Here is a 15088-nt window from a genome sequence, read left to right on the forward strand (position 1 = left end):
AAGCCCTTTGCCCGGCTGGCTCAAAAGCATGATGTGGTCGCCCTCAGAATCACCGACCCCAGCGACAGCGAGCTTCCCGAAATCGGAACGATTCCCTTCTACGACGCGGAAAGCAAAAAAAAGAGTCTTTTTCCCACTCTCTCCAGAAGATTCAAGGCTCAATGGCGGGAGGCAAACCAAAAAAGAAGCGAGCAATGGAAGGATTTTTGCAGCAAGCACGGAGCTTTTCCATTAACCATCTCCACTCAGGAAGACGCCGTAAGCACTTTGCAGAGATTCTTCAAGCAAAAGGCAAGGTTTTAAAATGAAGAGATTTTTTGCCCCTGCCCTTTCATTTTTTCTTTTCTTTCTCACGGTAACTTCTTCTCTTTTTGCGGAAAACCTTCAAATCGTCATGCCGCGTCTCATTTACATCGGTGACACGGTTGAAATCCACTATATTTTTCATTCTGACGCAAATTTTATCGGCGAAAGTGAATCTTCCCCTGTCGCACAGATTCCCCTTCGCACTGATTACAGCCTTTTTGCAGCTCAGGAAGAAGATTTTACGGTCACGCAGGCAAGTATTGAAAAACACAACAGCGAATACACTCTAAATCTCAGGCTGATTCCATGGAAAACAGGTTTTTGCCAGATTCCACCCTTCAGTCTTTCTTCTCTCCTGGCTTTTTCTCAAAATGAAGACAGTGTAAAAAACGCCCCGGCTTTTGTGATAAATCTTTCCCCGATTGAAGTTAAGTCTCTAGTTCAGAAAACCGGAAACCGCTCTTTTCTTCCTCAAGCAAATCCACTTGTTCTTCCAGGAACGACGGCGCTTCTAGTCATTTTCGGGATTTTCGCCATCATCATCTTTGCGGTCTTGCTTTATATTTTGCTCCACCTTCCCAAAGTAGTCCGCCTTATCGAAAATTTTTCTTATCTCTATTCCCTTAAAAAGAATTCCAGAAAAAGCATAAAAAAACTCCTTGCCCTTCAAAAAGAATCTCCAAAAATTTCCTCTGACAAGGATTTTTCTGAAAAAGTCCAGCATATTCTTCGGGATTTCTTGAAAAGAAGATTCGGCAGGGATTTTTCTTCGATTACGACTAAGGCTCTTTATCCGATTTTTCTGGATTTAAGCGGCGGGGAATTGGGCGAACATCAGGGAAATGCCGTGGAAGGAGTGATTTCACTTTTTTCCCGTCTGGATTTCGTGCGCTTTTCGGAAAATGGAAACCTACTCCCTGCCAGTGAAAATGGCGGAAAAAGCGAGAGGGAATCTTTGTGCGAAAATGCCATACGCATAATAGAAGAATTTGATGATGACAGTGATTTTGAGGAGGAAGAGGCATGATTCAGTTTGAGTATCCACAAGCCTTTTTCTTTCTTCTCTCACTCCCGCTTTTTGCCGTACTTAGGAAACTGGGCATTTTCTCAAAAATTTCATTTCCTCTCACGATTTCAGACTGGGGCGGAAAATCTTTCGTTTATTCGGACGCTTTTTCAAAAATCAGCTCTTTCTTTGCCCATCTTTTTGCCCTGGCAGGTTTTCTTTCTCTAGTCATCGCCCTTTCAAATCCCATTATCCGTCATCAGGAAAAAATCTACACATCACGGGGAACTGACATTCTCTTCGTTCTAGACACCAGCCCTTCAATGGCCGCCAGGGACATTTCCCTTGCGAACGGTCAGGTCACTCGTCTGGAAGCGGCAAAACTTGGAATCAAGACGCTTGCATCCTCAGAAAGGGGGGCAAATTACGGTCTCGTGGCAATGGCAAGTGAAGCCGCCTGCATCGCCCCGCCCACCAGCGACATTGAATTGTTCTTGAAAAGCATAGATTCCCTTTCAGTCGGAGAATTCGGCGAGGGCACGGCTCTGGGAATCGGCTTGAGCACGGCGATTTATCATCTTTCTTCAAGTTCCGCTCCAAAAAAATGCATCGTCCTGATTACGGACGGTGAAAACAACGCAGGCTCCCTTCACCCGGAAACGGCGGCAAGCCTTGCAAAAGAAAACGGAATTTCCCTTTACACTTTCGGAATCGGCACAAAAGGCTCGGTTCCCATTGAATATGTAGACAAAAAAAGCGGAAAAATTCATTCGGGATTTTACGAATCCGACTTTGACACCACACCCCTTGAAACAATAGCCTCAATCGCTGGCGGCTCTTATTTTGGCATAGAGTCCATGCAAGCCCTTTCTGCCTCCCTTTCAGAAATCGCTCAAAGAGAAGATTCCGTGCAGACTTTTCACTATCGCTCCAACGATACCAACTGCTACAGGAATTTTCTGCTTCTGTCAGGGCTTTTATTCCTGCTTTCATGGCTAATCAGGCGGATTTTTCTTTCGGAGGTGCTTTAATGTCAGAATTTTCAACTCTCTCAATCGAAAATCCCCGCATTCTTCTTGCCGTATTTTTGATTCTGCCGGTTTTGCTCTTTCTTTTCGTGAAATTCAAAAAAATCACGGAAAAGCTCGCCTCATCCCAGAATCAGAAAAATCTCTCTTCCCTAAAAATTTCTCTCTTTTTGCGGACTTTATTCCGCGCCCTCGCATTGATTTCTGCCCTTCTGGCTCTTTCAGAAATTTCTTTCGGCTCAAAAAAAATCCCGGTGCATAAAAGCGGGAGCAATGTCTCTTTCGTCTTTGATATTTCTTACTCAATGCTGGCAAAAGACGCTCCCTCCCGGCTGACTCGCCTCGATGCGGTAAAAATCTACGCTTCAAGCCTGCTGGAGCATCTTTCCCAGACTTCTTTTTCGGCGGTTCTTGCAAAGGGCGACGGCTTTACGGCGATTCCAGAAACTGAAGATGTCCTTTCCATGCTCAATTTGCTGGAAAATCTTTCACCAAGCCTCATGTCTTCTGGCGGCTCTTCTCTGGGCAAGGGAATTGAGGCGGCCTTGAACGCGATTCCCCAAAATTCCGCAAAATCCCAGTATATATGGGTCTTCACGGACGGAGATGAAACCGACTCCCGCCTGGAAAAATCACTGGAGCAGGCGGCAAAATCTCTGGTTCCGGTCACGATTGTGGGCTTTGGCTCAGAAAAAGAAATCGAAATCACGGCCGGAGACGGAAAAACCAAGGTCAAAACAGCCCTTAGGGCGAAAAAAATGCAGGAAATCACAGAATCGGTGAACGAAGGCTACTCTTCCTTTTCATTTTCCGGGCGCAAGTCTCAAGTCTCTTACATCGATTCAAGGGCAAAGGCTAGTGCCTGGCAACTTTTGTCTCAAATCAAGGGCAAGGCCGGCGAAAACGAAGAAAATTCACTCTCTTACGAAGTCAAAAAAGTCAACCGTCACGCGTTTTTCATTTTCTGGACAGTGATTTTTCTGATTCTTTCATTTGTGGCGGCGGAATTTAAATTTTCTGCCATCAAAAACAAAAAATTCCTCTCCCTGCTGGAAAAATCCCTGATCTTTACGGCGGTTTTCTTCCTCGCTTCCTGTAAATCAGAAAAAAGGCAAATTCTTGAAGGCGCATGGGAATGGTACGAAGGAAAATACACGCAGGCGACGGCGGATTTTCTAACTGTGGCTCACAAATCTGACGAGGACTCTCTTGCCAAAAGTTACGCAATTTTCGATTTGAGCGCGACTTATTTTTCCATGGGAGAACTTGACGCTTCATTAAAAAGACTTTCCCAACTGAACCTCGATGACGAAGCCCTGAGCCCGGATTTGAGAACGGCGGCCTTTTACAATCTGGGACTTATTTCGGCGCGAAAAAATGATTACGAGACAGCGGCAAAAAATTTTAAGCGGGCAATTCTCGCTGACTCAAAAAATGTAAGGGCAAAAATAAACCTTGAACTCTGCCAGCGGGAAATCACGCAAAAGCAGGCGCAAGAAGCCCAAGCCGAAATGCAGGGCGTGAACGAAGAAAAACAGACCGACCCCGACATGAAAAACGAAATTTTCAATTTGATTCGGGAAAACGAAGGCAAAAAATGGCGGAACATGAGCGATGGCGGGGAGAAAAACGATGATGTTTTGGATTATTAAAAATGCTGAATGCAAAATGATGAATGCAGAATACAAAGGGGGAAGTCTCCCCCTCGCTTCAAGCGCTAACGCGTTTTCCGCTACCCCCTCTCCTAAGGAGCTTCGCCCCTTAAAATCCCCATTTCTCATTCTTTTTTTCTTTTTCTCACTTTCACTTTATGCCCTTCCTTCTGCCAAAGAAATTCGGGATTTGAAGGTCAGGCCACGGTCGGAGATTTTTTTCACTCAAATGGAAAACTGCTATGCCCTGGAGATTGATGGGATTTCGCCCTCCCAGGTGATGATGGAGCTTCCTGAATTGCCCCTGGGAACCCGCTTTATTTCTTCCAAAAAAGAAGAATTTATCTCGCAGAATGGTCAGCGGGGAACACTTATTTCACTCTGGTTTACATTTTCTGACTCAGGGGAAAGCCGACTGTCTCCACTTCTTGTAAAAATCAATGGGAAAAATCATTATATAGAGTTTGAGCCCATTTTTGTCTACGAAAACCCGAACCTGATTTCTCCCAGCCTTGAAATCTCTTTTGAAAATCAAAAAATCCGCAGCGAAAAAGACGGCAGGAAAATCCTGACAGTCTCTCAGGGCGAAAAAATTGTCTTTACGATTGACCTTCGCTACGGCACGCAAATTCTCGATTTTAAATGGGATATTCCCAAAGACTCGATTTTTTCCGAAAGGGAACGCTTTGAATTTGCCAGCGGAAATCAAAAAATCACGGAATTTACCACTGAAAAACAGGATTTGGCCCGCTTTGAATGGCAAATCTTAAAAGAGGGAGAATATTCACTCCCTGAAATCACGGTAGCGGCCCTTTCCTACAACGGCTCAAAAAAAATTCTTTCCCTTCCTGGATCTATCCGCGTCATCGTAAAAGGAAAATCCCACAGGCATAATGAAAGTCAAAAAGATGGGGCCGGCATTTTTGAAAGCGCATTTGAAAAACCCAGCGAAGAAGTGAGCGCAGAAAAAAAATCCGCTCCAACGCGGGAAGAATGTGAGGCAAGGGCGGCTAAATCAAGGCTCACTTTTTTTGACAAGCTTTTTTCCCGCAGATTTGCCATTTTTACAGGCGGACTTGTCTCTTCCGTTCCCGAAGAAAAGATGAGCGCAAATCATTTTGAGGGCGGCGTAAAAGTAAAAATCACGGAAAGCGCGGGAGAATGGGCCTTCATCGAATGCGATGAATTCTCCGGCTGGACAAAAAATGAAAATATAATAGAAATAAAATAAAACATACAGAGTGAGGAAATTATGGATTTCGGTGATATTTTGAATCAGTGGGGAGACATGCAGAAAAACGAGAAAAAGGCGGCTAAAGAAAAATCAAAAACACCGCAGATTTCCCACAAGATGGCAAATGCTCCCACGCCTGAAGAAAAAGCGGCTCGGAAACGGGCAAAACTCATAGCAGAGGGCAGGACTTACGAAGCCCAGATGGAAGAAGATGCTAAAAAAACAATCAACCCTATGGAACTCTGGCTCAGGCGATACGGAGTCACAGACAAGGACAAGGCGGCGGACGAATACGCTGAGCGGGCAAAGATGGAAAGCCGGGAATATCTTCGCACCATGCGCCCCGAAGCAAGAATCGACCTGCACGGACTAACCCGCGACGAGGCATGGAGCCGGCTGACTTCTTTTGTAAACGATTGTATCCGCCGAGGCTTAAAGAAAATACTGATTATTCACGGAAAGGGCAATCACTCCCACGGAAGCGACCCTGTTTTGGGGCCAATGGTAAAAACCTTTATCGAGCAGAACAAAAACTTAGGCTCTTCAGGCCATCCCGACCGAAGCATGGGAGGAAGCGGAGCAACTTGGGTGATTATAAAGTAGATTTCCGGTAATCCAAAGGATTTGTTCCCGTAAGGGAGCGGAAGCAGCGGCCAAACTGGGTAAGGGAGCCGAATCCGCACTGCATGGCGACTTCCAGCACAGAGAGTTTTTTATCGGCCAGCATTCGGCAGGCTTTCGTAATCCGCAGGCTGTTCACATATTCCACAAAACCGAAATGGGTTTCTTCTTTAAAAGAACGGCTCAGATGGCTGGCGCTCAAGCCGAATCTCTCTGCCACGGAAGCAAGGCTGACGCTTTCAGTGTAGTGCATGTTCAAAAAATCAATTACGGCGGCAATGTGACCGTTCATTTCGGCGCTGGGCTGCACGGCGACTCCTGCCTGGGCCTTTTGCCGGCTCACTGTCACTAAAATTTCGGACAGATATGCCCAGACCATTTCCTGCCAGCCTTCCTCAGCCGAAAGAATCTCAAGTCCCATTTTTGAAAAAAGGCTCGTCACCCGCGACTGAACTTCCGGCAAAAGAGCGATACAAGGGTCAATCTTCTGTAAAATTGGGATAAGGGAAGAAAAATGGGGATTATCCTCGCTTAAAGGAATGCCGTCATCAGCAAAATAAACATTGTAGAGAGAGCAGACTTCACCCTCAGGATTTACCGCCCGGTGCAGGATTCCCGGCGCAATGCACAAAAAAGTTCCCGCCATAATGTGAAGGGTGCGGTTCGCATAAAAGAAAGTGCGCTCTCCGCTCTCGATATAGAGGATTTCCCACCAGGGATGAAAATGCCTCACTGGATTTGTAATGGCATGGGACTTTTTTATAAGAGAAAACCCGCAGCCTGTTTTGATTTGCCGGTAGTCGGCTGGTTCTTTCATCAAAAACATCTGGGAAAGTATAACTCAAAATATGCACAAAAGAAAGTAAAATTCGCAAAAATTGTACAGATTTTTGTATCGGCAGGATTTATCATAAAATCATGAAAGACATGAAGGCCGCAATTGCTAAGGCAAAAACACTGCCGCAAGCAGACTCTCAAAAGGAAAGCATTTCTCTCAGCGAAAAGGAAAGCCGCCGCCGCGATATGATTCTCAACGGTGGCATGGTGAAGACGATTTTTTATATCGCCCTGCCCCTTGTTTTCTACAACAGTTTGCATCAGGTTTTTCAGCTCATCGATACCCTGATTGCGGCCAACATGAGTGCGGGAGTTGTCTCAACGGTTTCATTTGTTTCCCAGATTGAAACCATGCTCTATGCCGTCGGCTCAGGTCTTTCTGTGGGTGGCTCAATCATAATATCACGAAGCTACGGCTCAGGTGACATGGAAAAAGTTCGCTCTCAAATCAGCACCCTCTTTTTTACAGGAATCGCCGTCGCGTCATTCATTCTCTTGCTGGCCATTCCTTTTGCCTATCCTTTCTTAAAACTGCTTCGTATGCCCCAAGACTTAATCGGTCAGGGAACGATTTATTTTATGCTGGCAATCGGAGCCATAGTCTTTCAGTTTATCAATGTAATTTACCTGGCCACCGAAAAATCCAGGGGAAACACAAAAGTCATCATGTACTGCAATATGCTGGTCATGCTGGTTAAGACCGTTTTGAACTTTTGCGCCATCAATCTTATGAAAGCCGGTTTTGTCTCCCTCAACACGGCAATGCTCCTTCTCCCGGTGGCAACGATTCTCGCCCAATCCTCGCTCACGGCAATTGCTGTCTTTAACCTTACCAACAAAAAAAATCCTCTCAGAATCAGCATAAAAAAATGTCTCTTTAAGCAGACTTTTATCCAACCCCTGGCAAACCTCAGTATTCCGATTTTTTTGGAGAAATTCATCTTCGCTTTCGGAAAAGTCATCGTCAATTCAATGTGCGCCAGCATGGGAAGCACTGTGGTAGGAGCCCTTGGCGTTTCAAACAGGCTGGGAGGATTTTCAACAAATCCGCCGGCAGGATTTCAGGAAGCGGAGTCCAGCCTTATCAGTCAGAATCTGGGAAATCAAAATTTAAAGCGCGCCCTGGGGATTTTTTACCGCACTCTTTTCATCAATCTGGGAATCGCAAGCTTTTTCTTTGCGATTATGCTCACTTTCAAAGACAGCATTATCTTCATGTTTGCAAAAGGAGACGCCGCATTCGCCGAGCAAATCAACGCGATTTACACTTATGAATGCTGGGATTCGGTTTTGGTCTCAATCAACGCTTCGGTTATGGGACTTTTGTACGGTTTCGGAAAAACACGAATCTCCATGATTTTAAATCTTGTCCGTCTCTTCGTTTACCGCATTCCGCCCCTTTTTATCCTGCTCCATTTTACGAACATAGGAATTCCTGCCGTGGGTATGGCTATGCTTATCTCAAACGGCATGGTCGGAATCACAGCCGGCATCGTGGCAATCTGGTTCATCCGCAAAATCAAAAAAGGAAAAGCATCTTTTAAAATTTAAATTACAGATTTTGCTTGTATCTTTGACGAAATATCAGTATTTTAAGAGTAAAGAATAAACGAGGAAGAAGATTGGAAGATTTATACGCAGTCCTTGGAGTTTCAAAAACAGCGTCTCAGAGCGAAATAAAATCCGCTTACCGAAAGCTTGCGGTCAAATATCACCCCGACAAAAATCCCGGTGACAAAGCCGCCGAAGAAAAATTCAAAAAAATTACCGCCGCCTACGATGTCCTTTCCGACGAAACAAAACGCCGCCAGTACGATTCTTACGGCTCAACAAGCGACTACGGCTCATCTTCTTCATCAAATCCCTATGGATCTTACGGCTGGGGGCAGCAAGGCACTTGGCAAGGCCAGTGGAATAGAAATGGCAGCTGGCGTGCCGAAACTCAGGAAGACTTTAACGATGCCTTTAACCAGTGGTTCAATTATGGGCGAAGCCAACAGAGTCACAATCAGAATACTTATTATTACAGAACAACAAAAGAACCTGAAACAAAAACCGAAGCGCTTATCTATATTTTGCAAAAACTCGCAATTCTATTGATTGGCTTGTTCTCGTTCAGATTCTCTTGGATATTACTTCCCTTCGGCCCAATTCTCTCGCTTGCCGCAATTACGCACGGATTTTCGGGTCTCACAAGGGGATTACGAAGATTATTAAGATAAAAACACGACTTACACCAAGTTACACGAATTATCGTTCGCGGAAAATGATTCGGCCGCGGTTTAAGTCGTAGGGAGACAAGGCAACCTTTACGCTGTCGCCTGGTACGATTTTGATATAGTGCTTTCGCATTTTGCCTGACAAATGCGCCATAACAACATGTCCGCCGTTTTTAAGTTCAACGCGGAACTGGGTGTTGGGCAAAGCTTCCTTTACAATGCCTTCAACTTCAATCGCTTCTTCTTTAGCCACGATTCCTCCAAAAATTTTACTTGTCTTTTCAAGATTTCTCCCTTATTATTATCTAATAACAAAAAAATTGCAACATGGGAGAAAGGGAACATGGAACAAGCATTCATTGACAAAATGCAGGCTCATCTCGAAGAGCAAAAAGAGCAAATCTTAAAATCATTAGCGGACAAACATTCTGAATATAAAAAGATGGTTGAAAGCGGCGAACCGGGAGACGAAGTTGACATCGCTTCTGATGTAATCGACGGCGCATTGCTTGAGTCTCTTGGCGCACAGGACGCAAACCGCCTCACAATGATTAACAACGCTCTCGACCGCATTCAGCAGGGCAAATACGGCATTTGCTTAAAGTGTCACAAAGAAATTCCCCTGGAGCGGCTTGAGGCTATTCCTTACGCATTTATGTGCATTTCATGCCAAAGCGAGAACGAACGCCGCAACCGCTAGGGCAAAATCTAAATCCTGCAAAATTTGTATCCGGCTGTATCGATGTCGTAAATGATTTCGCTATAGCCGATTTTTTTTGCCAGCTGGATTGACTGGTCAAAGGCACAGTCAAGGTTTTCTGCTGAGTGAGCGTCAGCCGTGATTGCGACAGGAACGCCCTCATCATGAAGCAGGCTTAAAAAATACTCGCTTGGGTAGGGCTTTGAAAGGTAGCCACGGGAAATTGCTCCAGAATTGATTTCGGTGGCTATTCCTTTTCTGGCGATTGCCTTTGCCATTTCCTTCAGTTCATCCTTGTACCACTCTTCATTTTCACTAAAAAAAGGCCATTTCTCGTTGAATTTTCGGATTAAATCCGGGTGACCGACAAGGGCAAAATCCCCCCTCTCCAGCATTTCTTTTTGCAGGGTAAAATAATCGCCGATGAGGGTGCGAATATCGTTTTTATAATGATTCTTGGCTCCCTCCTGAAGAATTTCAGGCTTGTGATCTACGGCGACAAGGCCTTCCCGCTGAAATAAAAAGTGAATTGAGCCAATCAGATAATCGGGCCTAAAATCCGCATAATTTTCCATTTTGGGGAGAGTCACTCCGGGGATAAAATCTGCCTCAAAGCCCAGGCGAATTTTAATTTGTGAAGCGTATTTTTCCTGAAGACGGCGGATTTCGGCGCAATAGACGGAAAAATCTTCGGGCTGCATGTAGGTCTCTGTCCAGAAGGGGTACATGCTGTGGCTGGTAAATCCAAGCACCTTGATTCCTTTTTTGATTGCGGAAAGAACATTCTCTTCGGGAGTGTTTTTTCCGTCACAGAAAGTCGAATGAGTGTGAAGATTTGATTTTATATATTCACAAGTCATTTTGAATCCTCGCTCTCTTCAAAAGGGTAATCAAAAACAGCGCCACCGTTAATAAGGTTAATCTGCTCAACGGAAAGCGTTTGCATTACGGCCTTCCATTTTTCGACCATTGCCTTTAAAGTCTCACTCTTGAAAGGTTTGACCAAAATGTCGTTGATTCCGCTCCGCTTGTATTCATCAAAATCGTTGGAATCGTTGTTTGCGGTGCAGGCAATGATTATTTCATTGTAGTGCATAGCCCGCAATTCTTTCGTCGCCTCGATTCCGTTCTTTTCGGGCATATAAATATCCATGAAGACCATGCTGATTTCGGGAATACTCTCGATGATTTCAAGCGCCTCGACACCATTCTCTGCCAGATAAACTTCTGCACCGAATTTTTTGAGGAAAGTCTCAAGCAGTTTGCGATTCATCGGATGATCTTCTGCAACGAGAATTTTGAGGCCTTCCGCAGCATTCTCTTTTGGAATAGAAACTTTCACATTTCCAGAAGCCTTTTCCCGCTCTGATTTTTCTTCGGCTGGAGTAAGTGGAATAAGTTCTTCAATCTTAATAATTTTCTCGCCCTTGTCTGCAGATTCAAGTTGTTCAATCTCATATAATTCCTCAGAGAGCAAAGAGACCAGCATGTTTTTTTTAATAGGCTTATAAAGATAACCTCTATACAAATCGAGGAATTTCATTTTAGCGTCTTCGTGCATCTGCCCCTCAGGAACAAGAAGATAGAGCGATGTGCTGATGCTCCCCACCTGATGAATATCAAAACCTACATGCCATCCGTCAATTCCGCCTTCCATTACCATGTCGATAAAAGCTATTTTAAAAGGATTTCCGCTGACTTCCGCTTCTGCAAGAATTGACACGACTTCAGCTGCATCAGTACACACTTGAACTTGAGTAAATCCCAGCGAGTTCAGTTTATTTTTTAAGCTGTCGGCCGCAAGCTGACTGTCATCAACGATAAGGATCCTCTGCTTTGCTGGATTCTTACTGAATTTAATTTCTTCATGATTGCCGATGGCAACGGGAAGTGGAAGCGTAAACCAGAAAATCGAACCACCAGTCGGATTTGTTTTTACTCCGATTTCTCCTTTCATAATGTTCACGAGATTTTTACTGATGGAAAGACCAAGCCCTGTTCCGCCAAAAAGACGATAAGTCGAAATATCAGCCTGAAAGTAATCGGTAAAGAGTTTTTCTTGTTTCTCGGTGCTGATTCCTATTCCGGAATCTTTTACAGAAAAGCAAATGCCGTCTTTCTTATTGTAATCAAGCTCAACATGGATGTAACCTTCTTTTGTGAATTTTACCGCATTGCTGATAAGATTGAGCATAATTTGACGCACACGCATCGAATCGCCCGTAACAAGAGCAGGAACATTCGGCGAAATGTCAAGGACAAGCTCCACGCCACGGTTAAAAGCTTTTACGCTCTCAGAATCCACCACATGTTCAGTGACATAAGCGATATCAAAGGGGATGTTTTCGATTTTAAAACCATTCTGGTTCATCTTCGCGAAATCGAGAATATTGTTCGCAAGTTCCAGCAAACCTTCGGCACTGAACAAAATCTGACGGATATACTCCTTCTGCTCTTTGTCGAGAAGAGTGCTTTGCATGAGCTCTGCGGCACCAATAATCGTTTGAATCGGTGTGCGAATTTCATGCAGCGTGTTCGCCAAAAAACGGGTGGTATCGTTAAGTTCAGAACTGTCTTTTTGCATTTATGATTTCCAGAGCTTTTTGTGTTATAACCTCTAAAGGCTGAGGTTTTATGAGGTAACTTGAAGCCCCAAGTTTGAGCGCCTGCATAATCACTTCTTTTTGAACGACATTAGAATAAATTATAACAGGCAAGTCGATTTTTTTTTCAACGAGAGCCTTTAAAATATCAAGGCCGGTAAGTTCTGCCATGTACATTCCCATAATGGCAAGATTAAACTGATTTTGCTGAACCGTTGAAACGAACTGCCTGCAACTTGTGAATACCGTAACATCGCCAATTGCTTCGGAAACTTGCTTTAAATATTTTGCAACTGAAAGATCATTATCAACAACAGCGATTTTTACCTGCCCTGTAGTGAGTTCCTCGTTTTCATTGACCTTGCCTGTATCGGAAAAAAAGCGAGTTGCCATCAAACCAGAGTCCCCTGAGTCAGAAGCAGAAAGCAAATTGTCAGAAATAAGTTCCTCCACTGTTCCGCCAGAGCGGGCGCCTACCAAAGAATTAAGAACCTCTGAAAGTTTGCTCACCACCTGAATGCCGTCAAAAGTCGGGTGGCCGCTGATAAAATCAGATACAAATGGATCCAAGGTGAGGATTTTTATGTTTCTACGGAGAATCCGCCTGTCTTCAGTGATATTTGAAAGTAATAACTCAAGATTAAGTCCGTCAACATAGCTCAAACTTAATGAGGACATCATGAGTATGATTTTTGGTAAAGAAAGATTGTTGTTCTCTATGATTTCAGTGAGTTTGTATTTGAGAAGTGTAATTTTTTCGCGATTTAATCCGACAGCAAGCTCTATAAAAATAATGTCGTGGTTTAAATGGATGTCCATGACGCAAGGAGTTGTATCGATTGAGAAATCAGAATGAAGGACTCGACCTATAGACTCAAAGAAAAGATCGAATTTTATTGGCCTGGTAAAATATTTTATGACTCCATACTGAACAAGATCAGAAACCTCATCCTGATCAATGAGCGGGCCAGCAATAATAATCGGTGTTTTTTTGCCGTTGGGATCCGCCTGTTTTTTTGAAAGAAAATCCATCATATCAGAGACGGAATTTTCGATGTAAATGATTACCAAGTCAGGAAGGAGTGAAAGGAATTTTGGCAATGCATCGCGCTGACCATCAGCAGGTTCAATCGCAACATTTTCTGAGGAAAGTTTTTCTGTTAAAAAGTCACGGAGCAATTGCGGCGCATCAACGACCAAAACACTTTTCATTAAATAAATAATACTGGAATATTAGTGTTTTTTCAATGAAGAGAGTGATTAAAATCTCCAAAAAATCAAATTCTGTGCTATACTTGTATGCAAGGAGTCTTTTATGGCAGAAGTTGCAGTTTTTTTAGCACCAGGCTTTGAAGAAATCGAAGCTTTCACCGTCGTTGACTATTTACGCCGTGCGAATATAAAAGTTCGTATGGTTTCAGTTCCCGAAGAAAATTCCACAAAGAATGAGATTGTCGTTGTTGGAAGCCACGGTATCACGATAATCGCAGATGTTACTCTCAGGGATTTCATCGAAAATATGAACGGAAAGGAACCAGACGCAATTTATTTTCCAGGAGGTATGCCGGGAGCCAAAAATCTTGCCGCAAACCAGTATCTTTTTCAACTCGCTACAAAAATGGACCGTAAAGGAAAACTTGTCGCAGCAATTTGCGCTTCACCTGCGGTAGTGCTTGCACAAACAGGCATTCTTGCCAGCAGAAAATGGACATGCTATCCAGGTATGGAAGAAAATCTCGCAGAATATTGTGGAAGTAAAATAAAAGCAGATGAATTAACGGAACATTCTCATCACATAAAGGATGTTCCCTTTGTGTTTGATAACAATGTACTTACGGGAAGAGGTCCCGGAACATCGGAGCAATTCGCAATGAAATTCGTAGAAATCCTCACCGATGCCGAAACCGCGAAGAAAATCCACGACGGAAGCTGCCAGAGGTAAAACAGCAATACTAAATTAGACGCAAAAAAAACGCGGATGGCGCAGACTCTCACGGATAAGTCAAAATCCGTTTTTATCTGCGTGCATCCGCTTTTTTATAATTTCATCCGCGTCTTTTACTTACGGACGAACGATGATTGATTCAAGCTCAGGGTGCTTCTCAAGCTCTTTTTTGAGGCCCTCTTCGCGAGCCTTGTTGCGGTATGCAGGGTCCTGGAATGAATATGTGAAGTTTGTGTGAACATCGTAAGTGCCGTTCATGATTGCGAAAGCGTCTTCTGTCATGACAAGCTCTTCGTCTGTCGGGATTACGAAAACCTTTACTTTTGAGTCGTCAGCAGAAATGCAGGTCTCGGCATTGCCTGTGTTTGCAAGAGCGTTCTTTTTCGGGTCGATTTTAACGCCCATCCACTCAAGGCCTTCGAGAGCCTTTCCACGGATAAGAGCAGAGTGCTCGCCAACGCCTGCTGTATAAACGATAGCGTCAACAGGGCCGATTGCTGCCATGTAAGCGCCAAAGTATTTTTTGAGGCGGTAACATTCCATGTCAACTGCGAGCTGGCAGTCTTTGTCGCCCTTTTCAGCAAGTTCAGCGACATCGCGGCGGTCAGCAGACTTTCCTGTGAGACCAAGAAGACCTGATTTTTTGTTCATGGCTTTGTCCATCTCGGCAGGAGTCATGCCAGTTTTTCGCATGATGTAGAATGGAAGAGCCGGATCCATGTCGCCTGAGCGAGTTCCCATAACGAGACCTTCAAGAGGAGTGATGCCCATTGAAGTGTCGAAACACTGGCCGTTTTTAACAGCGCACATTGAGGCACCATTACCAACATGAGCGATGATGACATTTGTGTCTTTTGGAGCCTTGTGGAGAAGGACAGAAGCGCGTTTTGCAGTGTAAAGGAAAGATGTTCCGTGGAAACCGTAGCGGCGTGCTGCG

At 44.3% G+C, this 15088-nt stretch carries 15 protein-coding genes and 1 pseudogene; 10 read left to right on the forward strand and 6 right to left on the reverse strand.

The genetic code is table 11. The features are described 5' to 3' along the window. From B2089_RS07655 to B2089_RS07680, 6 genes and pseudogenes are all read left to right on the forward strand, one after another. Window positions 1-303, forward strand: a pseudogene (locus B2089_RS07655) (DUF58 domain-containing protein); the annotation flags it as partial. A gap of 1 nt (window position 304) precedes the next feature. After that, the gene (locus tag B2089_RS07660) at window positions 305-1333 is read left to right on the forward strand and encodes a hypothetical protein (RefSeq protein ID WP_296322640.1); all 1029 of its coding nucleotides are present in this window, start codon (window positions 305-307) and stop codon (window positions 1331-1333) included. Continuing rightward, the gene (locus B2089_RS07665) at window positions 1330-2343 is read left to right on the forward strand and encodes a VWA domain-containing protein (RefSeq protein WP_296322637.1); all 1014 of its coding nucleotides are present in this window, start codon (window positions 1330-1332) and stop codon (window positions 2341-2343) included. Before B2089_RS07660 ends, B2089_RS07665 begins: the two co-directional genes overlap by 4 nt. Beyond that, on the forward strand, window positions 2343-3992 hold the full coding sequence (locus tag B2089_RS07670; RefSeq protein ID WP_296322634.1) for a VWA domain-containing protein: 1650 nt from the start codon (window positions 2343-2345) through the stop codon (window positions 3990-3992). Before B2089_RS07665 ends, B2089_RS07670 begins: the two co-directional genes overlap by 1 nt. Next, a complete protein-coding gene (locus B2089_RS07675; RefSeq protein WP_296322632.1) occupies window positions 3973-5223 on the forward strand; it encodes a hypothetical protein in 1251 nt (416 codons plus the stop codon). Before B2089_RS07670 ends, B2089_RS07675 begins: the two co-directional genes overlap by 20 nt. 21 nt (window positions 5224-5244) lie before the next feature. Continuing rightward, on the forward strand, window positions 5245-5829 hold the full coding sequence (locus tag B2089_RS07680) for a Smr/MutS family protein (protein WP_296322628.1): 585 nt from the start codon (window positions 5245-5247) through the stop codon (window positions 5827-5829). On the opposite strand, the gene B2089_RS07685 is transcribed toward B2089_RS07680, so the two are convergent. Then, window positions 5819-6673 carry an AraC family transcriptional regulator gene (locus B2089_RS07685; RefSeq protein WP_296322625.1) on the reverse strand — a complete coding sequence of 285 codons (855 nt, stop codon included), beginning with the start codon at window positions 6671-6673 and terminating at the stop codon, window positions 5819-5821. The two genes, B2089_RS07680 and B2089_RS07685, sit on opposite strands and share 11 nt — an antisense overlap. Before the next feature lie 92 nt (window positions 6674-6765). Between B2089_RS07685 and B2089_RS07690 the strand changes: the two genes are divergently transcribed. Then, window positions 6766-8235, forward strand: coding sequence for an MATE family efflux transporter (locus tag B2089_RS07690; RefSeq protein WP_296322622.1), 1470 nt, complete (start codon window positions 6766-6768; stop codon window positions 8233-8235). A gap of 71 nt (window positions 8236-8306) precedes the next feature. After that, window positions 8307-8906, forward strand: coding sequence for a DnaJ domain-containing protein (locus tag B2089_RS07695; RefSeq protein ID WP_296322619.1), 600 nt, complete (start codon window positions 8307-8309; stop codon window positions 8904-8906). A gap of 28 nt (window positions 8907-8934) precedes the next feature. On the opposite strand, the gene infA is transcribed toward B2089_RS07695, so the two are convergent. After that, window positions 8935-9156: a translation initiation factor IF-1 gene (gene infA / locus B2089_RS07700; RefSeq protein ID WP_184661244.1), complete on the reverse strand. Its 222-nt coding sequence runs from the start codon at window positions 9154-9156 to the stop codon at window positions 8935-8937. A gap of 90 nt (window positions 9157-9246) precedes the next feature. Here infA and B2089_RS07705 point away from each other — a divergent pair, with 90 nt between their 5' ends. Then, window positions 9247-9603: a TraR/DksA family transcriptional regulator gene (locus B2089_RS07705; RefSeq protein ID WP_296322617.1), complete on the forward strand. Its 357-nt coding sequence runs from the start codon at window positions 9247-9249 to the stop codon at window positions 9601-9603. A gap of 8 nt (window positions 9604-9611) precedes the next feature. Here B2089_RS07705 and B2089_RS07710 read toward each other — a convergent pair whose 3' ends face one another. From B2089_RS07710 to B2089_RS07720, 3 genes are read right to left on the reverse strand one after another with little or no spacing between them, the layout of a single operon-like run. After that, on the reverse strand, window positions 9612-10463 hold the full coding sequence (locus B2089_RS07710) for a histidinol-phosphatase (RefSeq protein WP_296322614.1): 852 nt from the start codon (window positions 10461-10463) through the stop codon (window positions 9612-9614). Beyond that, window positions 10460-12187 (reverse strand): response regulator, encoded by a 1728-nt coding sequence (locus tag B2089_RS07715; RefSeq protein ID WP_296322611.1) that lies wholly within the window; start codon window positions 12185-12187, stop codon window positions 10460-10462. The genes B2089_RS07710 and B2089_RS07715 overlap by 4 nt, the downstream gene beginning before the upstream one ends. Then, window positions 12168-13418, reverse strand: coding sequence for a response regulator (locus tag B2089_RS07720; RefSeq protein WP_296322608.1), 1251 nt, complete (start codon window positions 13416-13418; stop codon window positions 12168-12170). The genes B2089_RS07715 and B2089_RS07720 overlap by 20 nt, the downstream gene beginning before the upstream one ends. Window positions 13419-13521: 103 nt before the next feature. On the opposite strand from B2089_RS07720, the gene B2089_RS07725 reads away from it, so the two are divergent. Next, complete coding sequence (locus tag B2089_RS07725) at window positions 13522-14148, forward strand: DJ-1 family glyoxalase III (protein WP_296322604.1); 627 nt, start codon at window positions 13522-13524, stop codon at window positions 14146-14148. A 120-nt stretch (window positions 14149-14268) separates the two neighbouring features. Here B2089_RS07725 and B2089_RS07730 read toward each other — a convergent pair. After that, on the reverse strand, window positions 14269-15088 hold an 820-nt coding region (locus B2089_RS07730; RefSeq protein ID WP_296686600.1), incomplete at its 5' end, for an acetate/propionate family kinase.

The sequence above is a fragment of the Treponema sp. UBA3813 genome, assembly GCA_002368605.1.
GTDB lineage: Bacteria > Spirochaetota > Spirochaetia > Treponematales > Treponemataceae > Treponema_D.